Source organism: Dellaglioa sp. L3N (assembly GCF_054941095.1).
This window is the reverse complement of sequence record NZ_CM142928.1, coordinates 847,033-872,560: the sequence shown is the minus strand read 5'-3', so window position 1 is coordinate 872,560 and position 25,528 is coordinate 847,033. Positions and strand designations below refer to the sequence as shown.

25 protein-coding genes are annotated in these 25,528 nt (G+C 35.5%); 2 read left to right on the top strand and 23 right to left on the bottom strand.

Annotated features, from left to right (window positions below; all coding sequences use genetic code 11):
* The 8 genes from ACVPPR_RS04440 to ACVPPR_RS04405 form a co-directional block, all read right to left on the bottom strand.
* Complete coding sequence (locus tag ACVPPR_RS04440; protein WP_462297048.1) at positions 1-1,077, bottom strand: carbamoyl phosphate synthase small subunit; 1,077 nt, start codon at positions 1,075-1,077, stop codon at positions 1-3.
* Positions 1,078-1,086: 9 nt separating this feature from the next.
* On the bottom strand, positions 1,087-2,376 hold the full coding sequence (locus ACVPPR_RS04435; protein WP_462297015.1) for a dihydroorotase: 1,290 nt from the start codon (positions 2,374-2,376) through the stop codon (positions 1,087-1,089).
* The gene (locus ACVPPR_RS04430) at positions 2,373-3,323 is read right to left on the bottom strand and encodes an aspartate carbamoyltransferase catalytic subunit (protein WP_462297016.1); all 951 of its coding nucleotides are present in this window, start codon (positions 3,321-3,323) and stop codon (positions 2,373-2,375) included. The genes ACVPPR_RS04435 and ACVPPR_RS04430 overlap by 4 nt, the downstream gene beginning before the upstream one ends.
* A 14-nt stretch (positions 3,324-3,337) precedes the next feature.
* Positions 3,338-4,612 (bottom strand): uracil permease, encoded by a 1,275-nt coding sequence (uraA, locus tag ACVPPR_RS04425; protein ID WP_462297017.1) that lies wholly within the window; start codon positions 4,610-4,612, stop codon positions 3,338-3,340.
* A gap of 135 nt (positions 4,613-4,747) precedes the next feature.
* Positions 4,748-5,293 carry a bifunctional pyr operon transcriptional regulator/uracil phosphoribosyltransferase PyrR gene (gene pyrR, locus ACVPPR_RS04420; protein WP_462297018.1) on the bottom strand — a complete coding sequence of 182 codons (546 nt, stop codon included), beginning with the start codon at positions 5,291-5,293 and terminating at the stop codon, positions 4,748-4,750.
* A gap of 152 nt (positions 5,294-5,445) precedes the next feature.
* The gene (locus ACVPPR_RS04415) at positions 5,446-6,351 is read right to left on the bottom strand and encodes an RluA family pseudouridine synthase (RefSeq protein WP_462297019.1); all 906 of its coding nucleotides are present in this window, start codon (positions 6,349-6,351) and stop codon (positions 5,446-5,448) included.
* The gene (gene lspA, locus ACVPPR_RS04410) at positions 6,348-6,791 is read right to left on the bottom strand and encodes a signal peptidase II (protein WP_462297020.1); all 444 of its coding nucleotides are present in this window, start codon (positions 6,789-6,791) and stop codon (positions 6,348-6,350) included. Before lspA ends, ACVPPR_RS04415 begins: the two co-directional genes overlap by 4 nt.
* Before the next feature lie 22 nt (positions 6,792-6,813).
* Positions 6,814-8,472, bottom strand: coding sequence for a formate--tetrahydrofolate ligase (locus ACVPPR_RS04405; protein ID WP_462297021.1), 1,659 nt, complete (start codon positions 8,470-8,472; stop codon positions 6,814-6,816).
* Positions 8,473-8,607: 135 nt separating this feature from the next.
* Between ACVPPR_RS04405 and ACVPPR_RS04400 the strand changes: the two genes are divergently transcribed.
* Positions 8,608-8,814, top strand: a complete 207-nt coding sequence (locus ACVPPR_RS04400) for a cold shock domain-containing protein (protein ID WP_462297022.1) — start codon at positions 8,608-8,610, stop codon at positions 8,812-8,814.
* A gap of 61 nt (positions 8,815-8,875) precedes the next feature.
* Here ACVPPR_RS04400 and purD read toward each other — a convergent pair whose 3' ends face one another.
* From purD to ACVPPR_RS04325, 15 genes are all read right to left on the bottom strand, one after another.
* Positions 8,876-10,138: a phosphoribosylamine--glycine ligase gene (purD, locus tag ACVPPR_RS04395; protein ID WP_462304756.1), complete on the bottom strand. Its 1,263-nt coding sequence runs from the start codon at positions 10,136-10,138 to the stop codon at positions 8,876-8,878.
* A gap of 40 nt (positions 10,139-10,178) precedes the next feature.
* Complete coding sequence (purH, locus tag ACVPPR_RS04390) at positions 10,179-11,717, bottom strand: bifunctional phosphoribosylaminoimidazolecarboxamide formyltransferase/IMP cyclohydrolase (protein WP_462304755.1); 1,539 nt, start codon at positions 11,715-11,717, stop codon at positions 10,179-10,181.
* A 1-nt stretch (position 11,718) separates the two neighbouring features.
* The gene (purN, locus tag ACVPPR_RS04385; protein WP_462304754.1) at positions 11,719-12,300 is read right to left on the bottom strand and encodes a phosphoribosylglycinamide formyltransferase; all 582 of its coding nucleotides are present in this window, start codon (positions 12,298-12,300) and stop codon (positions 11,719-11,721) included.
* 4 nt (positions 12,301-12,304) lie between these two features.
* Positions 12,305-13,339, bottom strand: a complete 1,035-nt coding sequence (gene purM / locus ACVPPR_RS04380; protein WP_462304753.1) for a phosphoribosylformylglycinamidine cyclo-ligase — start codon at positions 13,337-13,339, stop codon at positions 12,305-12,307.
* Between the two features lie 10 nt (positions 13,340-13,349).
* Positions 13,350-14,780, bottom strand: coding sequence for an amidophosphoribosyltransferase (gene purF / locus ACVPPR_RS04375; RefSeq protein ID WP_462297027.1), 1,431 nt, complete (start codon positions 14,778-14,780; stop codon positions 13,350-13,352).
* Positions 14,765-16,978 (bottom strand): phosphoribosylformylglycinamidine synthase subunit PurL, encoded by a 2,214-nt coding sequence (purL, locus tag ACVPPR_RS04370; protein WP_462304798.1) that lies wholly within the window; start codon positions 16,976-16,978, stop codon positions 14,765-14,767. Before purL ends, purF begins: the two co-directional genes overlap by 16 nt.
* A 13-nt stretch (positions 16,979-16,991) precedes the next feature.
* Positions 16,992-17,666: a phosphoribosylformylglycinamidine synthase subunit PurQ gene (gene purQ / locus ACVPPR_RS04365; RefSeq protein WP_462297028.1), complete on the bottom strand. Its 675-nt coding sequence runs from the start codon at positions 17,664-17,666 to the stop codon at positions 16,992-16,994.
* A 2-nt stretch (positions 17,667-17,668) separates the two neighbouring features.
* Positions 17,669-17,920: a phosphoribosylformylglycinamidine synthase subunit PurS gene (purS, locus tag ACVPPR_RS04360; protein WP_462304752.1), complete on the bottom strand. Its 252-nt coding sequence runs from the start codon at positions 17,918-17,920 to the stop codon at positions 17,669-17,671.
* Positions 17,921-18,634: a phosphoribosylaminoimidazolesuccinocarboxamide synthase gene (gene purC, locus ACVPPR_RS04355; RefSeq protein ID WP_462297030.1), complete on the bottom strand. Its 714-nt coding sequence runs from the start codon at positions 18,632-18,634 to the stop codon at positions 17,921-17,923.
* Between the two features lie 208 nt (positions 18,635-18,842).
* A complete protein-coding gene (gene purB, locus ACVPPR_RS04350) occupies positions 18,843-20,138 on the bottom strand; it encodes an adenylosuccinate lyase (protein WP_462297031.1) in 1,296 nt (431 codons plus the stop codon).
* 15 nt (positions 20,139-20,153) lie between these two features.
* Positions 20,154-21,284 carry a 5-(carboxyamino)imidazole ribonucleotide synthase gene (gene purK / locus ACVPPR_RS04345; RefSeq protein WP_462304751.1) on the bottom strand — a complete coding sequence of 377 codons (1,131 nt, stop codon included), beginning with the start codon at positions 21,282-21,284 and terminating at the stop codon, positions 20,154-20,156.
* On the bottom strand, positions 21,268-21,753 hold the full coding sequence (gene purE, locus ACVPPR_RS04340) for a 5-(carboxyamino)imidazole ribonucleotide mutase (RefSeq protein WP_462304750.1): 486 nt from the start codon (positions 21,751-21,753) through the stop codon (positions 21,268-21,270). The genes purK and purE overlap by 17 nt, the downstream gene beginning before the upstream one ends.
* Before the next feature lie 178 nt (positions 21,754-21,931).
* On the bottom strand, positions 21,932-22,378 hold the full coding sequence (locus tag ACVPPR_RS04335) for an EbsA family protein (protein ID WP_462304749.1): 447 nt from the start codon (positions 22,376-22,378) through the stop codon (positions 21,932-21,934).
* Positions 22,379-22,453: 75 nt separating this feature from the next.
* Complete coding sequence (locus ACVPPR_RS04330; protein ID WP_462304748.1) at positions 22,454-23,056, bottom strand: nitroreductase family protein; 603 nt, start codon at positions 23,054-23,056, stop codon at positions 22,454-22,456.
* 189 nt (positions 23,057-23,245) lie between these two features.
* Positions 23,246-24,430 carry an MFS transporter gene (locus ACVPPR_RS04325; protein WP_462304747.1) on the bottom strand — a complete coding sequence of 395 codons (1,185 nt, stop codon included), beginning with the start codon at positions 24,428-24,430 and terminating at the stop codon, positions 23,246-23,248.
* Positions 24,431-24,584: 154 nt separating this feature from the next.
* Here ACVPPR_RS04325 and ACVPPR_RS04320 point away from each other — a divergent pair, with 154 nt between their 5' ends.
* Positions 24,585-25,466, top strand: coding sequence for a LysR family transcriptional regulator (locus ACVPPR_RS04320; protein ID WP_462304746.1), 882 nt, complete (start codon positions 24,585-24,587; stop codon positions 25,464-25,466).
* Positions 25,467-25,528 lie beyond the last annotated feature (62 nt).

Here is a 25,528-nt window from a genome sequence, read left to right as displayed (position 1 = left end):
TTATTTTCTCCCAACTCTGTTTATCATTTCAATAAATTCATCAAATAAATAATCTGCATCATGAGGTCCAGGTGCGGCATCTGGATGGAATTGAACACTAAATGCTGGATCTGTTTTATGTCTAATCCCCTCAATGGAATCATCATTAATCTCACGATAAGTAACCATTAATTTATCTGAATCAATGGAATCACTAGCTACTGCATAACCATGATTTTGTGACGTAAAATCAATTCGACCAGTTGCGATTTCTCTGACCGGATGATTAAATCCACGATGACCAAATTTCATTTTATATGTATCCGCGCCGTTGGCTAGTGCAAATAGCTGATGACCTAAACAAATCCCGAAAATAGGGAATTTAGGCTGAATTTCTTTAATCATTTCAACAACTTCTGGCAAATTTTTAGGATCTCCCGGTCCATTTGATAGGAGAACACCATCGGGTTGTAAATCAGATATTTGTTTTGCAGTTGCATTATAAGGTAATACAATGACATTACAATCTCGTTTTGATAATTCTCGTAAAATACTATGTTTTAACCCAAAATCAACTAATACAATATTTAATTTTGTTCCTGGATTAGGATAAGGTCTTGTTGTTGAAACCTGTTGAACAATGTTTTGATTAAGAACGGTTGCGCTCATTGCGTCAAATGCGTGATCAATATCAGCATCTGAGTCAATAATGCTCCCTTTCATTGTTCCTACAGACCGTAATTTTTTCGTTAATTCACGGGTATCAATTCCATAGATACCTGGGATATCCTTTTGCTTTAAAAATTCATCTAGCGTTAATTGTTGACGCCAATTGCTAGATACTCTGGCAACATTATTGACAATAACGCCTTTACATGAGGGTTCTATAGATTCATAATCATCCAAATTAACCCCGTAATTACCAATTACTGGATTAGTAAACGTAATAATTTGGTTGCTAAATGATTGATCTGTAATGGCTTCTTGATACCCCGTCATTCCCGTAGTGAAAACGACCTCACCAGTTGTTGATGCCTTAGCCCCAAAACTATATCCTTTAAAAATACTACCGTCTTCTAAAATTAAGAATCGCTTCATCTTCATGAATTACTCAACCTTTCGACCATCATATTTAATCTCTCCGCTAACCATTGTTACTAGTGTTGCGCCATAAACTTCTTGACCTGTGAATGGACTATTTTTACCCTTTGATAAATAATCTGCCGCCTTGATTGTTTGTTTATTTTTGAGATCAAAAATAGCAATATCAGCATTCATTCCAGGTTTCAGCGTACCACTATCTAAATTGAATTTTTTAGCAGGATTTTCACTCATTAAAACAATCAGCTGACTCAACGTTAAAATCCCTGTTTTAACAAGTCTTGTATATAACAATGAAAAGGCCGTTTCACTTCCAGTTATACCAAAAGCGGCATCAATCATACTTCCTCGTTTTTCATCTTCACTATGTGGGGCATGATCTGTTGCAATCATATCGATTGTGCCATCTAATAGGCCTTTAATTAAAGCTAAGCGATCATCTTCAGTTCGTAATGGTGGATTCATTTTATAATTGCCATTATCCATATGAATATCTGAATCGGTTAATAATAAATGGTGTGGCGAAACTTCACAGGTAACCTTAATACCATGGCTTTTAGCAAGTCGTATTAATTCAACACTTTCTTTTGTAGAAACATGACACATATGATAATGAACTCCTGTTTTTTGTGCCAGCATTAAATCACGTGCAAGTTGTGATGATTCTACGATTCCCATAATACCGGGTAAGCCAAGATTTTTTGCACGAATGCCTTCATTCATAACGCCACCAAATAATAATGAATTATCTTCAACATGCGAGACCAGCGGTAAGTTAACACTTGCTGCTTCTTTCATTGCAAGATACATCGTTCCTGCCGTCTGGATACCTGAACCATCATTGGTAAAGGCAAATGCCCCAGCTTCTTTTAATCCAACAAAATCGACTAATTCTTCTGAAGTTCTATTCTTAGTAATTGCAGCATATTGAGCAATATGTACTTGACCATCTTTTTGATTACGGCGCTTTATTTCAGAAAAATGTTCAATAGTATCTGGAACTGGGTCTAAGTTAGGCATTGCTCCAACTGTTGTAAATCCACCACGTGCAGCCGCTTGACTGCCTGTTTTAATTGTTTCTTTGTATTCAAATCCAGGTTCACGGTAATGAACATGAAGATCCACTAACCCAGGCGTAACAATTAAATTTTCTGCATCAATGACTAAATCAATATTTGAAAGCTCATCAGCTAACCCAACACCAATTGCTTTAATTTTGTCATCTTCAATTAATACATCTTGTTGACTAAAATCATGGTTTAAAAATACTGTGCCATTTTTAATTAATTTTTTCATGCTTCATGTGCCTCCATTAAATGACGGCCGTTAATAACGGCTTCTAAAATAGCCATTCGGACGAATACGCCATTTGTCATTTGTTTAACAAATCGTGATTGCTCACATTCAACTAATTCGCTTGCCAATTCCACATCTCGATTAATCGGACCTGGATGCATAATAATTGTTGATTTCTTTAATTTTTTACCTCGTTCAACGCTTAATCCAAATTTTTCATGATAATTCTTTTTTGAAAATTGACTATCATCAGTGTGACGTTCATGTTGAACACGTAACATCATCATAACGTCAACTTCACCGACAAGTTCGTCCATCTCTAAGTATTGACCATATGCAGCAAATTCTTCAGAAAACCATTCTTTTGGACCTGAGAAATATAATGAAGCACCTAATTTTTTCAATAATTGCATATTACTTTTAGCGACTCGTGAATTAGTTAAATCACCAACAATTGCGACTTTTAAGTCTTTAAATGTTCCGAATTCTTCTTTAATAGTCATCATATCCAGTAAACATTGCGAAGGATGTTGACCACTTCCGTCTCCACCATTGATAATACCGACGCCTAAATCATTATCACCAATCAATTGTTGATAATATTCATTTTCAGGATGACGGATAACAGCGATTTGAGTCCCAATTGCCCCCATTGTTAAAACCGTATCATATAAGGTTTCGCCTTTACTAATTGCACTAATACTTGGGTTAAACGACACAATATTTAAGCCCATTCGTTGTTCAGCTACTTCAAAGCTACTGTGTGTTCTTGTACTATTTTCAAAAAATAAATTTGTTGTAAAAATTGGACATTTTAAGTTAAATAAAGACGGGTTTCGTTTAAATGTTTCAGCTCTTTCAATTAATGCCTCAACTTCTTTTGTCGATAAGTCCTCGATTGATACTAAATGTTGTAACTGAACTAAATTTGTCTTTTCATCTAACAAAATATCATCTCCTATTATTTTTCGCTCTTAGCTTCTTTAGGTAAAATAAGGTTTAATGCAATTCCTACCACTGTTGCAAGTGCAATACTGGTTAATTGTAAATCACCAATTTTTAAGTACATACCGCCAATTCCTAAAACTAGAATACTAGCTGTAATCATTAAATTGCGTTTTTTATCGTAATCAATTTTGTTATCAATTAGAATACGTAGACCACTTGATGCAATAACACCGAAAAGTAGAAAACTAATACCACCAATAACAGGACCTGGAATACTCTGAATTAACGCACTAATCTTTCCAACAAAACTGAAAACAATAGCGAAGAAAGCAGCGCCACCAATTACCCAGATACTGTGAACTTTAGTCATGGCTAAAACACCAATATTTTCACCATATGACGTTGTTGGTGGGCCTCCTACAAATCCAGCAATGATTGATGATAACCCATCACCAAGTAACGTTCTATTTAAACCAGGATCTTTGAAAAAATTTCGTTTCGTTAATTTATTCAAAACCATAATGTGTCCCATATGTTCCGTCATTGTGACAAATGCAATTGGCGCCATACCAATAATTGCGCTCCAATAGATTTTAGGTTGATAATTTACAAATGCAACATTGAATGCGGGTAATGTGAACCAATGTGCCTTTTCTACCGTTGAAAAATCAACAATCCCACATAAAACTGCCATCAGGTAACCGCAAACGATTCCTAATAAAATCGGGATTAAACTAATGAACCCTTTAAGATACATGTTGAAGAAAATGGTAATTGCTAAAGTAAAAATTGCGACCCATACATATTTAATATCGTAAGTGCCTGATTTTAGCATCGCATTATTTGCTGCCGTTGTTGCCATAGATAACCCAATAACCATGACGACAGGTCCAACAACAACTGGTGGCAAGACCCGATCAAGCCAACCTGAACCCGCTTTTCCAATAATAATTGAAACAATTAGATAAACCAATCCGGCTGAGATAGTTCCTTGAGCAACTGCAGGATAGCCAGATGTTTTCATTAACATCTGCATGACAGCAATAAAAGCAAAACTTGACCCTAGATAAGCTGGAATTTTCCCATTCGTAATACCAATGTAGACTAAAGTACCAACTCCTGAGCTAAATAAAGCAATGCTTGGATTTAAGCCAACTAAGATGGGAACTAAAACTGTTGCCCCAAACATTGTGAATAAATGTTGAATTGATAAGCCCATCCATTGTCCAAAAGATGGCTTATCATGAATATCAAGTACCGCATCTTCATTTCTAAATTTTTCTGCCATTTTTTATCATTCCCTTTCTGTATAAAAAAAACGCACCTCTATAGAGAGATGCGTTCGACGTTGAAACTCAGCACGGACTTAATCCATACCAAGTTCATAAATCGTTTGCTCTCTCTGGAACATCTTAACGACTTATTATTTAATTTTTTCAATTTCGATTGAATCTTTACCATCAATTTCTTCTACTGAAACTGAAATTTGTTCATCTGGAGATGTTGGAATATTCTTTCCAACAAAGTCAGCTCTTATTGGTAATTCTCTATGGCCTCGATCAACAAGAACAGCTAAGTTGATTGTTTGAGGACGGCCTTGATCCATTAAAGCATCAAGTGCAGCTCTAATCGTACGACCAGTGAATAAGACATCATCAATTAAAATAACTTGCTTACCTGTTATATCAAAATCAATTTGTGTGCCTTGCTTATTAACAGTTGGTTCATTTCCTAAACTTGCATCATGACGATCATCACGGTAAAGTTCGATATCTAATGAACCTACCAAAACATCTGCACCTTCAAGTTGTTTTAAACGATCTGCAATTCGCTGTGCTAAATAAATACCTCTCGTTTTAATCCCAATTAATACCAGATTATCAATACCCTTGTTCTTTTCAATAATTTCGTATGTCATTCTTGTTAAGGCACGTTTCATTGCCAATGAATCAATTACTTCTTTTGCCATTTGACGTTCCTCCTCTTTTTTATCCAATAAAAAAGCCTCTTAATCTAAAAATACTTAGACTAAGAGGCAGACTTCTACAAAAAAGAAATCTATTCGCACGTTACCTTTTAGTCTCACGGGACTATTTTAAAGGAGCTTTATTGGTTTTTATGTTACGTGATAGAATTCGTTTTGTCAAGATAATCTAGTGTACTTTTGAAAATAGGTGGAATTGGGACTTCAAAAATAAGTTCTTTACCCGTAGTGGGATGCTTAAATCCAAGTTTAGCTGCATGTAAAAATTGACCATGTCCTTTAATTGTTTTACGCGGTCCATATAAAGGATCTCCAACAACTGGGTGACCAATGTACTGCATATGCACTCGAATTTGATGTGTGCGCCCTGTCTCCAATTGACATTTTATTAGTGAATAATCTTCATAATTTTTTTCCACTTTAAAATGTGTCACTGCTGGCCGACCATCTGCAACCACTGCTTGTTTCATCCGATCTTTAGGCGAACGACCAAGTGGTGCTTTAATAATACCTGATTCTTCTTTAATTGGCTGATGAACTAAAGCAATATATTCACGAATATTTGTTTTAGCTTTCAATTGAGCTGCCAACGATTGATGCGCTTTATCATTTTTAGCCACCATTAGTAACCCAGAGGTATCCTTGTCAATCCGATGAACAATCCCGGGTCTAAAGGCCCCATTAATTGTTGACAAAGGGCTATGGAATAATAGAGCGTTAACTAATGTCCCATCTGGGTGTCCTGGTGCTGGATGAACAACCATGCCTTGCGGTTTGTTTACGACAATGACATCGTCATCTTCGTAAACAATATCCAAAGGAATATCTTGTGGTATCAGATTTAACTCAATAGGTTCAGGTTCAACCAAACTAATTTTGTCACCTGGTTGAACCGCATATTTTGTTTTTTCCATTTTGCCATTAACTAAGACATCGCCACTTTCAATCCAACGTTGGACTTTTGATCTGGATATTTCTGGCATTAACGTCGCAATCACTTTATCGAGACGTCCTACTTCACTTTGAATCACTAATTCTGTCATTTATCGTCTTCCTTTAAAACAATTATTAATAAAATGATAACGCCAACGGTTAATGCCATATCTGCTACATTAAAAATTGGAAAATTGATAAAGTCGGTTTGAAACATATCGACAACATACCCAAATCTTAATCGATCAATAAAATTACCCAAGGTCCCAGCAATCATCAAAACAATACTAAGTTTATAACCTGCATTTGTTCGATATTTGTAGAAATAATAGACCATTAAAACTAAGGCAGCAATCGACACAATGAAAAAGAACCATTGTTTACCCGCTAACAAACTCCAAGCAGCACCATCATTTCTGATATTTGCAATTGAAAAAAAGTTAGGTATAACGGTTTGACTTGTATTCAGCGCAATATTAGCTGAGACTGCATACTTAACGACTTGGTCAACAACTAATATCATTAGCGCTAATAACGCATATAAAATCATGTTAATTCCTCTTAATTCTTAATTAATATAAACCTGAAATCAGACCATTGTCATCAATATCCATGTGATTTGCAGCTGGTACTTTAGGCAATCCAGGCATTGTCAAGACATTACCCGTTAAGGCAACTAAGAAACGTGACCCTAATTTAGGATTGAATTCACGAATATGAATAGTGAAATCTGTAGGGGCTCCTAACAGTTTAGCATTATCTGACAATGAATACTGTGTTTTTGCCATACAAATTGGTAATTTATCCCAACCGAGTTCTTTAAACTGGCGTAATTGTGTTTTGGCCTTAGGTGCATATTCAACATGAGCACCACCATAAATAGTTGTGACAATTTTTTCGATTTTAGTTTCAGCAGAATCATCTGCCTCATATAGTGCTTTAAATTCATGCACTTCACTTGTTGTTTCAATTACTTTTTTAGCCAAATCAATTGCACCAGCGCCACCTTGACCCCAAACATCTGCGGGAATAGCATCAACCCCAATTTCAGCAGCTAGATCAATCAACGTTTGTACTTCAATAGCCGTATCAGCAGTGAACTTGTTAATAGCAACAACAACTGGGATATTGTAACGTTGCATACTTTCAACATGTTTTTTTAAGTTTACAAATCCTGCTTTTAATGCCTCAACATTTTCAACATTTAATTCAGTTTTTGCAACACCACCATGCATCTTCAAAGCACGAATTGTAGCAACAATAACAATTGTATCTGGTGTTTTACCCAAGATGGGTGTTTTAATATCAAGGAATTTTTCGGCACCTAAATCAGCACCAAATCCTGCTTCTGTTATCGCATAATCACCTAACTGTAAAGCTGTTTGAGTTGCAAGAACACTGTTACAGCCATGAGCAATATTAGCAAAAGGGCCACCATGAATAATAGCAGGTGTATGTTCTAATGTTTGAACTAAATTTGGTTTAATAGCATCTTTTAATAATAAACTAATAGCCCCAGTCACACCTAAATCAGCAACCGTAATTGGTTTTTTATCACTATTGTAGGCAACAACGATATCACTAATTCTAGATTTCAAATCTTTAATATCTTCTGATAAACATAAAATAGCCATTAACTCACTGGCAACTGTGATATCAAACCCATCTTCTCTAGGAATACCTTGCATAGGCCCACCAAGGCCCACCACAACATGACGAAGTGCACGATCATTAATATCAAGAACTCGTTTCCAAATAATACGTCTTTGATCAATTTTCAAATCGTTACCTTGCTGAATATGATTATCAATTAAAGCGGCAAGTGTATTATTTGCAGTTGTTAAGGCATGCATATCACCTGTAAAATGCAAATTAATATCTTCCATTGGGACAACTTGAGAATAACCACCACCAGTTGCGCCACCTTTCATCCCCATGACAGGACCTAATGAAGGTTCTCTAAGAGCAATCATGACTTTTTCATTTAAACGATGCATAGCATCCCCTAAACCAACAGTTACTGTTGATTTACCTTCCCCTGCTGGAGTGGGACTAATTGCTGTGACAAGAATTAACTTAGCGTCTTTCTTTTCAGGCAAGTCTAAAGGCAAATTAATTTTTGCTTTAAAGTTACCGTATAATTCAATATCAGTTTTTTTCAAACCAATCTCATTTGCTACTTCTTCTATTGGTTTCATCACGTTTTTTTGTGCAATTTCTATATCAGTCAAATTAATCATCCTTTCATATTCAGTTTCCTAAGTATAACTGAGAAAACTGTGGTTGTCATTAGTTGCGCTACTGGCTAAAGTTACATATACTGTAAGAGTACTTAATTGTACGACCAATTTTGGGAGGCGTTCGATATGGTATCTGGTATTGTTGAATGGTTTAGCGCACAAAAAGGTTATGGCTTCATTGCTTACGGTGATGAACAAGAAATATTTGTTCATTATACCGCTATACAGTCTGACGCGTTTAAAGTACTTGGAACTGGTCAAAATGTCTCATTTGAAATTAAAGAAGGTAGTCGTGGATTACAAGCCGCAAATGTTACAATTATTAACGGATAGTCTTTCATAAAATGATAAAACGTTCATGCTTACTTACTCTATAGTAAACATGAACGCTTTTTTATTCTAAGTTCGCACGATAGCCAATATCCATTCGGTAAAATGTTTTTGGTACTTCAAAATTGTCAATTAATTGATAAACACGTTGTTGTGCATCAACCATATCTAAACCTGTCTCATGCAGAATATAGATGCGTCCACCCGAATTAACTAATTCATTATTAATCACTTTCACACCTGCAAAGTCAATTTTATCAGCAATTGGCTTAAAATCAGTCAAGCTTGGTAATGCAATATTTTTCAAAGGACGCTCTGGATACCCATCAGCGGCAATCACCACGCCTAATGTTATGCCTTTTGTTTCCCATTCTAAAAGTGGCGCTTCATGTCGCAATAATTTTGAAATAGCTACCGCAAAATCTGATTTTAACCGCGGTAAAACCACTTCTGTCTCAGGATCTCCAAATCGAACATTGTATTCAATCACTTTAGGTCCAGATTCCGTTAAAATTAAACCAACATATAAGATACCTGTAAATGGAATACCCCGTTTCATCATCTCATCTGCCGTTGGCTGAACAATCCGGTTAATTGATTCCGTTACGACATCTTCTGAAATTTGAGGAACTGGGCAGTAAGCACCCATTCCTCCAGTATTTGGCCCGTTGTCTCCTTCAAATGCCCGTTTATGATCTTGCGAGATTGGCATCGGGTAAACCTTCCCTTGATCAATAAAGGCCATCAATGAAAATTCTTCACCATCAAGGTATTCTTCAATTAAAACTTCTGTTGTATCAAATACTTTTTGAATTAAAAAAGCATTTAAAGCATCTATCGCTTCTGATTCATCCTGCGCAATAACAACACCCTTACCACCAGCCAAGCCATTTGCTTTAATAACTACTGGAAATAATTGCGTATCCACATACGCCACTGCCTTTTGATAGTCCGTGAACGTTTGATAGTTTGCTGTCGGAATAGCAGCTGATTTCATAACTTGTTTGGCAAATTCTTTAGACCCTTCCAACTGTGCAGCAGCCTTTGAAGGACCATACATGGCTAAACCTTCTTCATGAAAAAAATCGGTAATGCCCGCAATTAATGGAATTTCAGGTCCAACAAAAGTCCAATCAATTTCGTTTTCTCGAGCAAAAGTTGCGATACCAGCAAAATTAGCCATATCAATGCCTACTGATTTAATGCCATTATTATTCATTCCGGGATTTCCAGGTAAACAATAGACATCTGAAACCGTTTTACTCGCAATGAATTTACGTGCGATGGCATGTTCTCGTCCGCCAGAACCAATAACTAAAATTTTCATCGTATAAAATAATCCTTTCAAAAACTAATGATTTAGTCGATTAATGTTTAAAATGACGACGGCCACTAAAGACCATTGCAACTTCTTTACGATTGGCCATATCAATTGAATCTTGATCTTTAATTGAACCACCTGGTTGAATAATTGCAGTAACACCATGGTCAGCAGCATATTCAACACTATCATCCATTGGAAAATAAGCATCTGAAGCTAGAACGAATGGTTCAACCATGCCATGTTCAAGGGCTTGTTCGAGGGCAATTTTGACAGAACCAACTCGATTCATTTGTCCTGCACCAATTCCAAGCGTTTGATCCTTTGTTGCAATCACGATAGCATTACTCTTAACATGTTTCACAATTCTTTGAGCAAATAGCATGGCTTCTTTTTCATCAGCCGTTGGTAGTTTTTCAGTTACTGTTTTTAATTCTGCCATTTGGTCAATGACTTGGTCACGTTCTTGAACAAGTAAGCCACCCATAACTGAAACGTATTCATATTTATCAGCTTGCTTTTTTTGACTGAAATCAAGTGTCATAACGCGAAGATTTTTCTTCTTAGCTAACATATCGTAAGCATCATCGGTAAAACTTGGCGCAATGATGATTTCAAGGAATAGGTGATGTAGTTCAGTCGCAGTTGCTAAGTCAACTTCACGATTTAATGCGATAATACCGCCAAAAATAGATGTTTTATCAGCATCAAATGCTTTTTGCCATGCTTCATAGATATTTTCACCAACACCCACTCCACAAGGATTCATATGTTTCATTGCGACAACAGCTGGTCGTTTAAATTCTGAAACAACTTTTATTGCGGCATCTGCATCTTTGATATTATTATATGATAATTCTTTACCATGCAATTGTTTAGCTGCAGCAATCGAAAACGCATTTGGTAAACCGGCTTGATAAAAAGCAGCTTTTTGATGCGAATTTTCACCGTAACGCATCCCTTGTTTGAAATCATACGTTAATGATAATTTTTCAGGAAATTCAATTTCTAATTCTTTTGTTAAATAAGTTGAGATTAATGTATCGTACGCAGCTGTGTGACGGAATGCTTTAGCTGCCAATTGACGACGAAAATGGCTATCTGATTTTTCGTTATCTAGTTCAACTAAAACGGCTGCATAATCATCTTTATCGACGACAACATAAACTGACTGAAAATTCTTTGAAGCAGAACGTAACATTGATGGCCCACCAATATCGATTTGTTCGATAGCTTCTTCTTCAGTAATACCCGGTTTTTCAATCGTTTCTTTAAAGGGATATAAGTTCACACAAACCAAATCAATGAGTTCAATAGCCTCTTCCTTTAATTTAGCCATATGAGCAGGATTGTCACGTTTTGCTAGTAAGCCACCATGAATCATTGGATGTAATGTTTTAACACGACCATCGAGCATTTCTGGAAAATGAGTAACCTCTTCAATCCCAAGAACAGCAAGATTAGCATCCTTTAATACTTTAAAGGTCCCACCCGTTGAAATAATTTCAAATCCACGTTCAATTAATCCTTTAGCAAAATCGACGACACCTGTTTTGTCAGATACACTTATCAAAGCTCTTTTCATCTTATTGATCTCCCTTTTTATCATTATTTAATAAATTTAGAATCACATTTGGATATAATTGATGTTCAACTTCATGAATTTTAGCTTCTAGTTGTTCAAGTGTTTCATTAGATAAAATTGGTACACTTTGCTGTGCGATAATCGGGCCGGTATCGACCCCTTCATCAATGTAATGAATCGTCACACCGGTTTCTTTAACACCTGCGTTATAAGCATCATCGATGCCATGAATACCTGGAAAAAGAGGTAACAATGCAGGATGTATATTAATAATTTTCATCGGATATTCACTAAGTAACGTGGTCGTAATCACACGCATGTAGCCAGCCAATAAAATGAGATCAATTTGAAACTTAGCTAATGCGTTAACAATGGCTTGTTCATAATGACTACGATTTTCAAAATCTTTAGGCCTGATAATAAATGTTGGAATTCCTCTACGCTGTGCCTTTTCAATAACAGCAGCATTAGGTCGGTCACAAACTAAAATTTCAATTTCTAATCCAGCCGCTTTTAAAGCTTGATCATCAGCGATAGCTTCAAAATTAGAGCCAGTCCCTGATGCAAAAATAGCTATTTTCATTATTTTATTTACCTACCAATTCAACCGTTTGCTCAGTCTTCTTAGTTTCGACATGACCTATCTCATAAGCTTGAACAGTTTCTTTATTTAATTGTGCAAGTACCGTTTCAACATTAGCCTTATCAACCGCTAGAACCATTCCAATACCCATATTAAAAATTTCATACATTTCTAAATGAGGAATTTCACCATATTTTTCGATGGCTTTAAAAATGGGTAACGTTGGCCAAGTATCTCGTTTAATCGTTGCTTGTAACCCTGTCGGCAGTATACGTGGTATATTTTCAATAAAACCGCCACCGGTAATATGAGCTGCTCCTTTAATTAAATCAGCTTGAAATAAAGGCAACAAATCATCTACGTAAATTTTTGTTGGGGTCAGTAACGTATCAGCAAGCGATTCATTAGGTATCTCTGGTAACGATTCAGATAAATTAAATGTCCCATCTTCAAGAAAAATTTTTCTAACAAGTGAGAACCCGTTTGAATGGATTCCTGTTGACGAAAGACCAATTAAACAATCATCTGCTTGAATCGTGTGACCATCAACTAATTGGCTTTTTTCAACAACACCTACCGCAAATCCGGCCATATCATAATGTGTTTTTTGATACATTCCTGGCATTTCAGCTGTTTCACCACCAATAAGAGCCATATGAGCTGTTTGGCATCCCTTGATAACACCAGAAACAATCGTTTCAATTTTTTCTGGATCCGTTTTACCTGTTGCTAAGTAGTCTAAAAAATATAAAGGTGTCGCGCCTTGAGCAACAATATCGTTGACACACATAGCCACACAATCAATGCCAATCGTGTCATGTTTGTTAGCTTCAAAGGCAACCATTAATTTAGTCCCCACGCCATCAGTCCCCGAAACCATCAGTGGCTCTTTAATATGTAATTGACTAAGATCGAAGAGCCCACCAAATCCACCGATTGCACCAGCTTCACTAGCTAATGACATTTGTTTATTAATTCGATTAACAACATCATATCCTGCAGTTACGTTAACACCTGATTTTTGATAAGCATTTACCATTCTGAAATCCTCACTTTTCTGTCGTTAAATTTGCCAAATATTCAGCTTCGTAATCATACAATGGTGTTGGATAATCCCCATTAAAATATGCCATGCATAATCCTGAATAAGGTGCATCTAAGTTCAACCCAATTGAGTCAATTAAGCCATCTTCACTTAAAAATGATAATGAATCTACGCCAATAATGTCACGCATCTCTTCAACTGATTTATGAGCAGCAATTAATTCAGATTGTTTTTGAATATCAATACCATAAAAGCATGGATATTTAAGTGGTGGCGAGGCAATTCTTAAATGAACTTCCGCCGCTCCTGCCTCTCTTAACAAACGAACAATGTGCTTACTTGTTGTTCCACGAACAATTGAATCATCAACCAATATGATTTTTTTACCCTTAACGACACCTTTAACAGCTGATAATTTCATACGGACACCTTGTTCTCTTAATGCTTGCGTTGGTTGAATAAATGTTCGAGCAACATATTGATTTTTAACTAATCCCATTTCATAAGGAATACCACTTTCTTCTGCATAGCCACTTGCGGCAGATAATGACGAATTGGGTACACCGACAACCATATCTGCATCAATACCCGTTTCTCTCGCTAATTGACGTCCCATTCTTTTGCGAGCAGAATGCACATTAATACCACAAATATCTGAATCTGGTCTGGCAAAATAAATGTATTCCATTGAACAGATGGCCATTTTTGTATCAGTTGTATAAACGTCAATTGATAAGCCTTCATCACTAATCGTAACAATTTCTCCAGGTTTAACGTCCCGTACAAATTCTGCACCAACAGAATCTAAAGCACAGGTTTCACTTGCAACAACGTAAGCACCGTTTGCCAATTGACCAATCGATAAAGGTCTAAAACCATTGGGATCAAGTGCTGCAATCATACAGTCAGCTGTCATTAATAAGTAAGCAAAACCACCATGAACTTGATTTAATGCTTCTTTAACTTGTTCATGTAAAGTATCTGCTGATGACCGACGAATTAAATGCATTAAAACTTCTGAATCTGAACTTGATTTAAAAATGGCACCATCACGTTCTAACTCATTTCTCAAGGTAACTGCATTGGTTAAATTACCGTTATGTGCTAATGCAAATTGGGCATCATAAAAATCAAACAAAAAGGGTTGAATATTATCAATTCCGTTACTACCAGCTGTTGCATAACGCACATGACCAATCGCCATTTTACCTGTTAATTTTTTTATTTTTTCAGGATTTCTAAAAACATCTGACAATAACCCTAATCCACGATAACCAATTAATTTGCCATTATCATTCGAGACAATCCCTGCACCTTCTTGACCACGATGTTGTAAGCTATGAAGACCAAAATACGTCATTTGATTCGCATCTTCATGACCCCAAACACCAAATAACCCACATTCTTCATTTAAACTTTTTACTTCATTAGGCATGGGATAGCATCCTTCCAAGCATTTTTGGCTTCGGACATGGCAATAGTCACATCATTATTTTGTGTGGTTACTTTGATTAATTGATCAGCGGTAACGTGACCCATTTTTTCAGCATTCTGTCCCATTATCGCTTCAAAAGCCACTCCATTTTCTGGTTTAACTGATAAAACAAAACGTGATTGCGATTCTGAAAAGAGTTGAGCATCCGTCATATTTAAATCAACATCGACGCCTAAATCATTTTTAAAAGTTGATTCACTCAAGGCAACGGCTAACCCACCTTCAGCTAAATCATGAGCACTTTCGACTAAGCCAACTTCAATTGCTTTTAAAACTAATTCTTGGTTACGAAGTTCATTTTTTAAATCAAAATGTTTAATGTCTCCAGAGATTTCGCCTACCATCATTTTTTGAAGTTCTGAACCATTAAAATCATTGTTAGTTGTTCCGACCAAATAAATCAAATCGTTAGGTGTTTTAAAATCTTGCGTTGTAATATTTTTAACATCTTTGATTAAGCCAACCATTCCAATCATCGGCGTTGGGTAAATAGGTTGTTCATTAAATTCATTATATAGAGAGACATTACCGGAAATAACAGGTGTATTAAATAAATCACACGCTTCTGAAATGCCGATAGCACTTTGATCAAACTCCCAGAAAATTTCTGGATTTTCAGGACGACCGTAATTTAAACAATCTGTAATGGCAAGTGGTTGACCACCAGAGGCAACGATATTTCGGGCTGCTTCTGAAACCGCAATTTGACCACCAATTTTAGGATTTAAGTAAATGTATCGTGCATTACAATCTGTTGTCATCGCAAGTGCCTTATTTGTTTCTCTAATCCGAATAACACCAGCATCACTACCAGGTTTAACAACTGTATTGACCTTAACTTGAGAATCATAGGTTTCATACAATGATTCTTTAGAGGCAATTGTGGGTTGTTTTAATAAAGCTAACCAAGTTTCCGTCACGTTTTCAATTTCGGGAATAAAATCAGCTTGTTCTTTAAATTCACTAATTCTTGCAGGTTCTTTTTGTTCTTTATGATAAACAGGCGCATCACTTGCTAAAGAATCAACTGGTAAATTAGCAACAATTTTACCCTCATGCATTAAAACGTAATCTGTATTTTCTGTTACATAGCCAATGTTAACGGCTTCTAAGTCATATTTTTTAAATAAATCAGTAACAGCTTTTTCAAATTCAGGTTTGATACAAAGAACCATGCGTTCCTGTGATTCTGATAACATCATTTCATAAGCAGACATGTTTGTTTCACGTTGTGGCACGTTATCTAAATCAAGTACCATTCCCGAACCGGCTTTAGAAGCCATTTCAGCAGTTGATGAGACCAAACCGGCTGCACCCATATCTTGAATCCCCACTAACCAATCGGGATGATCTAGAATAAGCTCAAGGCAAGCGTCCATGAGTAATTTTTCCATAAAAGGGTCGCCAACTTGAACGGCAGAACGTTGTGTTTCTTTGTCATCAGCAAATTCATCAGAAGCAAATGTTGCACCATGAATACCATCACGACCCGTTTTAGCACCCACGTAGATAACTAAGTTACCGTCACCTTTAGCTTGACCCTTTTGAAGATTTTTATGATCAATTAGCCCAACACACATCGCATTCACTAGTGGATTGCCCTCGTAGCAGGCGTCAAAACTTGTTTCACCACCAACCGTTGGGATTCCGATACAGTTTCCATAACCACCAATTCCAGCAATGATTTCTGAGACAAGGTATTTCGTATGTTCATTATCTAATTCACCAAATCGTAAGCTATCAAGCATGGCAATTGGCGTTGCACCCATTGAAAAAATATCTCTAATAATACCACCAACCCCTGTTGCTGCACCTTCATATGGTTCAACTGCTGAGGGATGATTATGACTTTCAGCTTTAAAAACGACTGCTTTACCATCACCAATATCAATAACACCGGCACCTTCACCAGGTCCTTGTAAAACTTGGGGTCCAGAATTGGGGAAGCGACTTAAAACAGGACGTGAGTTTTTGTAAGAACAATGTTCACTCCACATCACTGAGAATAAACCAGCTTCAGTATAGTTAGGTTGACGTTTCAAAATATCATTTTTAATTAAGGCATATTCTGAATCTGTTAATCCCCATTCTTGATATAATTTAGTATCTTCAATTGTTTGTGCCGTTGGTTCTTGCATTGTTGTAGCCAAATTAGATCACTCCCTCTTTATATGTCGTAACCATCGATTTAAATAAATTTAGACCATCAGTTGAACCAAGCAAGGCCTCAATGGCACGTTCTGGATGAGGCATCATGCCAAGAACATTGCCACGTTCGTTAATAATTCCAGCGATATCATCAATACTGCCATTTGGATTATCTTCATATCTAAAAACAATTTGTTTATTTCTCTTTAAATTAGCCAATGTTTCATCATCACAGTAATAATTACCTTCACCATGTGCAATTGGTAATTCAATCGTCGTTTGATCAGCATAACCAGTTGTAAAACTTGTTTGATTGTTAACAATTTTTAAAGTAACAGGTTTACAAATAAATTTAATATTTTTATTTTGAATTAATGCGCCTGGAAGTAATTGCATTTCCGTTAACATTTGAAACCCATTGCATGTTCCAAAGACTAATTTGCCTTCATCTGCGAAGCGTTTCACTTCAGCCATAATTGGCGATAAGCTTGCAATTGCACCACTTCTTAGGTAATCACCATATGAAAAGCCTCCTGGAAGTAGCACCCCGTCAAAGCCAGCAAGTGAGGTTTCGGTGTATGACACAAATTCTGCCTGTTCATGTAGACCATCTCGAATAGCATAGAGTAAATCGTAATCACAATTTGAACCAGGAAACACAAGAACAGCAAATTTCATCACTAGGCCTCCACTTTTTCAAGTTCATAACGATATTGTTCCATATTTGGATTAGCTAATAATTTATCGCAAATCGCATCTATTTTTTGATCAATTTCTGATTCGCCGGCTTCAACTGTCATGACAAAGTATTTACCAACACGAACATCGTTGACACCTGAAAAACCTAATCGTTCAATTGCTTCGTTCACAGCTTGACCTTGTGGATCTAAAACTGATTCTTTATAAGTGACGTAGACTTCTACACGATACATTTATTTGGCCTCTTTTCGATTTTTTAAACGATTTAAAACATCTTGATATGCTGGAATGATACTGCCTTGTTTTTTTCTAAAAATATCTTTGTCTAAAGATTCATGCGTTGTTGAATCCCACAAACGCGCATTATCAGGTGAAAATTCATCTGCCAAAATAAGTTCTCCTTGGTAACGACCAAATTCAAGTTTGAAATCAATCAGATCAATATTAATTGTTTTAAATAAATCAACTAATAATTGATTGATAAGCAGTAATTGTTTTTTAATCTCAAGCATTTCCGTTTTAGTTGCAAAATTTAATGCAAAAATCTGTGACTCATTTATTACCGGATCATCCAGTTCATCATTTTTATAATAATATTCGATAACTGGTGGGGTTAATTGCGTGCCTTCAATTTGATCAAATTTACGAGCAAAGCTACCAGCAATTGTATTTCGTAAAACAACTTCGATTGGAATAATTTCAACTTTTTTAACCAGTTGTTCGGTTTCAGAAACATTCTTAATAAAATGTGTTTTAATACCATTGGCCATTAAGTAAGAAAAAATAATATCAGAAATTTGATGATTTAATAATCCCTTACCTAATATTTCTTCTTTTCGTTTTCCATTTAACGCAGTAGCTTGGTTTTTATAAACCATTCTTAATACTTCGTTATCATTTGTTTTATAAACGTTTTTAGCTTTTCCTTCATAAAGTAATTGATCCAATTGAACGGCCTCCTAAAGTTAATTACTAACAAAAAATCATTTTTTATAATTATTGTTCGTTCTTTACAAAAGTAAGTTTAACAATCTTACAGCAACTTATCAAGGCTAAATACGATATATTTTAAATTTATTTATAATAATGTTCGTTTTATGGTAAATAAAAACCCATAAAGCCGTTAAACCGACTTTATGGGTTTTTATATTTATGTTAAAGGAGGCCAATTCGTTCGAAAATAGCATCTACATTTCGAATATGATAATGATAATCAAAAGCATCATCCAAATCTGCTTCAGTTAATGCAGACATAATTTGGTCATCCGCCTCTAATAATGGACGGAATTGAATTTGTTCATCCCAAGAAATTGCTGTCTTAGGTTGAATTAAATCATATGCAGCTTCTCTAGACATGCCACTATCAATTAATTTAAGTAACACTCGTTGACTGTAAATAAGACCAAAAGTACGTCCCATATTTTTCTTCATATTTTCTGGGAATACTGTTAATTCTTTAATTATTTTTGTGAATCGACGTAAAATGTAATCCAGTAGAATAGTCGTATCAGGTAAAATAATACGTTCTGCAGAACTGTGTGAAATATCACGTTCATGCCATAGCGTAACATCTTCAAAAGCGGTTACCATATGTCCACGAATAACACGTGCCAATCCCGTAATATTTTCTGAACCAATTGGATTACGTTTATGTGGCATCGCTGATGATCCTTTTTGCCCCTTGGCAAAGTATTCTTCAACTTCACGTGTTTCACTTTTTTGTAAGCCACGAATTTCTGTTGCCATTTTTTCAATTGACGTTGCTAACAAGGCCATTTCTGCCACATAGTTAGCATGTAAATCACGTGGTAAAACTTGTGTTGAGATTTCTTGTGGTCTAATGCCTAAATGTTCACAAACAAACGTTTCCACAAACATTGGAATATTTGCAAATGTTCCCACAGCGCCACTAATTTTCCCTGCCTCAACATCTGAAGCTGCTGTTTCAAAGCGCGTTTGATGACGTTTCATCTCTGAATACCATAATGCAATTTTCAAGCCAAATGTTGTAGGTTCAGCATGAACGCCATGCGTTCTTCCCATCATAACAGTATCTTTGTATTCAACTGCTTTATCAGCTAAAACAGCCATAAATGCTTCAATATCCTTACGCAAAATGTCATTAGCCTGTTTCAAAATAGACCCATAAGCTGTATCAACGACATCAGTAGAAGTCAGTCCATAATGAACCCATTTTCGTTCTTCTCCAAGAGATTCCGAAACGGCTCTTGTAAAAGCAACAACATCATGTTTTGTTTCTTGTTCAATTTCTAAAATACGATCAATATCAAAACTAGCATTTTTGCGAATCTTTGCGGCATCTTCTGCTGGCACATGGCCTAATTCAACCCAAGCCTCACTTGCTAATGTTTCCACTTCCAACCAAGCTTTATATTTATTTTCATCTGTCCAGACGGCACCCATTTCAGCATTTGTATAACGATCAATCATTATTATCTTCCTCTCTTAGTCCCAAATTTTTGTTTGATAAATGTCAGTTTTCGCTTGCTTTAAATCATCCGTTAAGATTGTGATATGTCCCATTTTACGATCTTGTTTCGCTTCTTCCTTACCATAAAAATGAAACCGCCATTGAACTTCATTTTGAATTTCATTTAATACAGGTTGAACATGTTGTCCTAAAATATTAACCATAATAGCATGAGAAAGCAGTTGTGGTTTTGGCATTGGTAAATTACAAATTCCTCTAATATGTGCTTCAAATTGTGACAAAGAGCAAGCCTCAATCGTTAAATGACCTGAATTATGTGGTCTAGGCGCAATTTCATTAACATAAATTGATCCTGAATCCGAAATGAAAAATTCAATGCCCATCGTTCCAACAGATAAACAGTCATCGGCAATTTGGCTAGCAATTGCTTCAACTTTTGCCGCTGTTTCAGTAGATATCTGACTTGGACAAACACTTTCATGTAGAATATTATTGCGATGTTGATTTTCAATAATTGGAAAAATACTTTGTTGTCCGTACTCATTTCTGGCAATAATGGCAGAAACCTCACGGTCAAACTGAACGAAACCTTCTAACACACAACGTTCATTTTGAACAAGCGCTTCTGCTTCCGGCAAATCATGGCTGGTTTTTAAAATAACTTGACCTTTACCATCATAACCACCACGTGTTGTTTTTAAAATAGCTGGGTAACCAATTACTTCAATCGCATTTTGTAAGTCAACTAAATTTTGTATGACCTTAAAAGGCGCAATTGGGAAATCATGTGCCGCTAAAAATTGTTTTTCACTAATTCTGTCCTGTGAAATACGTAGTGCTGTTGAACCTTGTGGCACATAACAATATTGCTTTGCTGCATCAATTGTATCGGCATTCACATTTTCAAATTCAAATGTCAATACGTCACACATTTTTGCAAGCTCTAAAATGGCACTCTCATCATCATAATTTGCGACAACTTGTCTATCCGCAACTTGAGCAGCTGGGCAATCTTCTTGTGGGTCTAAGATAATAATACGGTAACCCATTTCTTTTGCCGATGTGGTCATCATTTGGCCTAACTGCCCACCACCAATAATACCAATTGTTTGTCCCGGTAATATCTTTTTAATCAAGTAAATCACTACTTTCCAAAGATTTTTGGCGAAGTGCTAATTGATATGATTTCAAATGGTGTTTTATTTTTGAATCGCTTAAGGCACAAATTTTTGCAGCAAAGATACCAGCGTTTGTTGCGCCAGCTTTCCCGATAGCCATAGTTGCTACCGGCGTTCCTGCGGGCATTTGAACAATTGATAGTAAAGAATCTATTCCGTTTAGTGCATGTGACTGAACAGGAACACCTATTACAGGAATAATAGTTGACGCCGCAATCATTCCTGGTAAATGAGCAGCACCACCTGCACCTGCAATAATAACCTGATAGCCTTTTTCCTCCGCGCTTACTGCGAATTCATACATTTCTGTTGGCATTCTGTGCGCCGAAATGACTTTTTTGTCATATTCAATGCCAAGTTCATCTAATAAATTGGCCGTAAATTTCATCGTCGTCCAATCGGAAATTGATCCCATCACAATTGCTATTTCTGCCATTTGATTACCTCCAAATTTAATAAGCCTATTCTATCAACAACTTAGCGCTGTGTCAAAGCAAAAAAAGGACTATTTTAAAAATAAATCAAAAATAGTTCGTATTCTAGTGGGTATTGCGTCTGTATTTACCATTAATATTTATTTTTTCAAAAAAATAAACGACCCAAATTGGTATCGTTTAAATCACTTTTTTTAATCCTGTATATAGTTGCAACTTACTTCTAGAATTTAAAACAATAGATTTTTTACCATCATCTAAATAAAAAGAAAGTCCATATCTCCGTAACTTCACTTTTTTTATTTCAGAAATTACAATCGTTTCATTATGTCTTCGAATAACTTTAGTTAATTTAATATTTTTGTCATCAATAATTAGTTTACGGCTAAATATTTGAATAACTGACACAAAAAGAAAAAGTATAAATAAAATAATCGTCCAAATCTGTAATGTTGTTATTTCTAACCACAAGAATAGACTACTTAAAAATAAACAAAACGTCCATGACCATAAAATAACTGTTTTAGCTAGTTCAGGCTGATAAAAATAGGTCTTTTGATGTCCTTGCATAATTACGATTCCTCTCTGAAAATCCAAAATAATTCGTTCCTGTTTAAAGCTTAACATAATTGGACAAATATTCTATATTTTTCCAAAAAAAAAGATGAAACTTTAAGTTTCACCTTTTTGCTTTATCATTTATTATTTAATAACTAAGAAACGATCATCATCAGCCATAAAATCTTTGTCGCCTGCAGCTGCTTCAATTGAACCGAATGGCATTTCTGCACGTAATTCCCAGTTTTCAGGGATGTTAAAAGCATTTCTGATTTCAGCATCAATAAGTGGATTGTAATGTTGTAAACTTGCACCAAGTCCATTTTCAGCTAATGCTGTCCAGACACTTTGTTGTGCACCACCCAAGCCTTGTTCTGCCCATACTCTGAAGTTTTCAGCGTATAAAGCAAAATCTTTTTCGTTTTGAGCAACAACATCAGTATCAATGAAGTATAATACAGTACCAAAACCTGCACGGAATGTAGCAATTTTTTCTTGAGTTTTCTTGTATGCTTCAGCATTAGGAACTTCAGATTCAAGACGTTTTTCAACGATATCCCAAACTTTATCTGAGTTTTTACCAAATAAAATTGCTGCTCTAATTGTTTGGTTATTAAATGAAGTTGGTGATTGTTTAATTGCGCCTTCAATGACACTAGTAATTTCATCAGGTGTTTGACTAACTTTATCACCTAAAGCATAAATTGTGCGACGTTGTTCCATAAGATCTAATAATTGAGTTTTCATAGTTAAGTTCTCCTTCTCTAATTGAATAACTTAATTATATCACTTACTTTTAATAAGTAAAGAAATACGACCTTTTTTTTAATTTATTTTTATAAATACATTAATTAAGCGAAATAAAAATTAAAATAACACCGCACATTCATCCTTCTCTATAATGATTAAACCATAGCTTAGTGTTTAATTCGACTATTATAACTCATTTAATTCAGTTGAAATTAACCTATTTCTTAAAAATAAAATAACTAAGGTTAGAATTAACACCATAATCCCTAAAAACGGTAGAAAAATAACGCCGACACTATTCAACATGAACCCACCTAAGGTTATTCCTAATGTAGTACCAATATTTCCAAGTGAAATAAATAAGCCATTAGCAAAATTAGCGGCTTCTGGAATTGAAGAAGCAACTAAATATTGTTGAATATTGTTCCCAATCCCATAAATAATTCCCCATACCAATACAATTACAAACATGATACTTACATTGGTATTAATCATCAACATTACGGCATATACAAAAATAAGCAAAATAGGATAAATTCTAATCAATTGCTTTGGTTTACTACTTAAATAAGAACCAGCAATCAGATTTCCGACTAAACTAGCTAATCCGAAAAAGAATAATGCAAAACTTAACTGATTAGCAGAAAAATGACTAACGTTTCCTAAATAATCTGATACATATCCATATACACTGAACAACGATGCACCAATCGCAATTGTGCCTAATCCCGAAATCCATAATGCTCTTTTTAATAAAATAGATTTCATTGATCCTTTATCAGCTACTTTTGTAGGTTTGTCGCTTGAATTGCCACCATTATATTTTGGCAGAAAAATAACATTCAGTATCAGAGCAACTGCGCTAACTAACGTAAAAAATACCATTGCGGCTCGGTAAGAGACATGACTAGCAATGATTGCTGTTATCGGTGTACCTAACACCATCCCAGAAGATACCCCCATCATTACTCTAGAAACTGCCTTAGAGGATTCTTTATCATCTACTACTTTAGCGGCCAATGTAAAAGCCAACGAACAGTAAACGGGATGAAACACTGCTGGAATTAGTCGACCGACTAAAGCAACTGTAAAATTAGGCGCATAGGCTGACACCATATTAGACAATACAAAAATTCCTAATACAGACAGGAGCACATGCTTAGTATTTAATCGCCCCATTATAACTGGCATAATTGGCCCACTTATCGCTACTATAACGGCAAATAAACTAACAAGTAGTCCTGCTGTTGTTATACTAACCTGAAATCGAGTCGCAATTATTGGAAGTATGCCAATAATACCAACCTCAGTGTTTAAAATACTGAAAGTTCCAAAAGCTAGAGTGAAAATTAATAATTTTGTTTTATTCAAAATAAATACCACCTCGTTTATTTAATATGCTTAGTATATCGGCCAATCTTAGTCATGTAAAATATCTATTATGAATTAAAAACAATGCCTAAAACGAATTGAAACTGTATACTATATTTATAAACAGACTTAAATTAAGAAAAGAGGCATAATTATGGAAACAAGGATACTTAATTACTTTTTGAAAATCGCTCAACTAGGAAATATGTCAAAAGCCGCCAATGAGTTACATATTACGCAACCCACACTAAGCCGCCAACTTAAAAATTTAGAAAATTTATTAGAAACTCCGCTTTTTAATCGTGATAATAAAAAAATGACCCTCACGAACTCAGGAATTATTTTCCAAGAACGTGCTCAGCAAATTGTTAGTTTAATTGAAAAATCGACACAAGATGTTATCAATAATGATGCCTTAAATGGCACTATCGCTATTGGTTGCGTTGAGTCTTCCGTAGCTAAATTTTTAGGAGCCATAATTATGGCTTTCCACGAACAATATCCAAATATAAAATTTTCTTTGTATAATGCTGATGGTGATGATATAAAAGAAAAAATTGATAGCGGTCGAGTCGACCTTGGCTTTTTGCTTTCACCTGTAGAGGTTGCCAAATATGAATTCATAAAGTTACCCGTAACTGACAATTGGGGTATCGTGGTTCCTAAAAATACTTCGATAGCTATTAAAACTAGTATTAATACTGCAGAGCTTACATCATTACCTTTGATTATTCCTGCTAGATCTATTGTTCAGAATGAAGTCGCTTCCTGGGCTAATATTCCCACTAAAGAACTAACAATTGTTGGGTCTCAAAATTTATTAAGCAACGCCTTATATCTCGTTAAGGAAAAACTAGGTTATGCGCTTTGTGCCTCTGGTGCGTATTTAAATAGACCAGACACAGCTTTAAATTTTATTCCGTTATCATCTAGTTATAAAATAAAACATATGATGGCATGGAAAAAAAATCAGAAAACATTTACCGCCGTACAAATATTTATAGACTTCGTAAAAGAACATTATTTAAGCCATTAGGCACCATTACAAGCATTAAGATTTCTCTATAAAAAAAATAATTCTATACTTTTGAGTGTTGA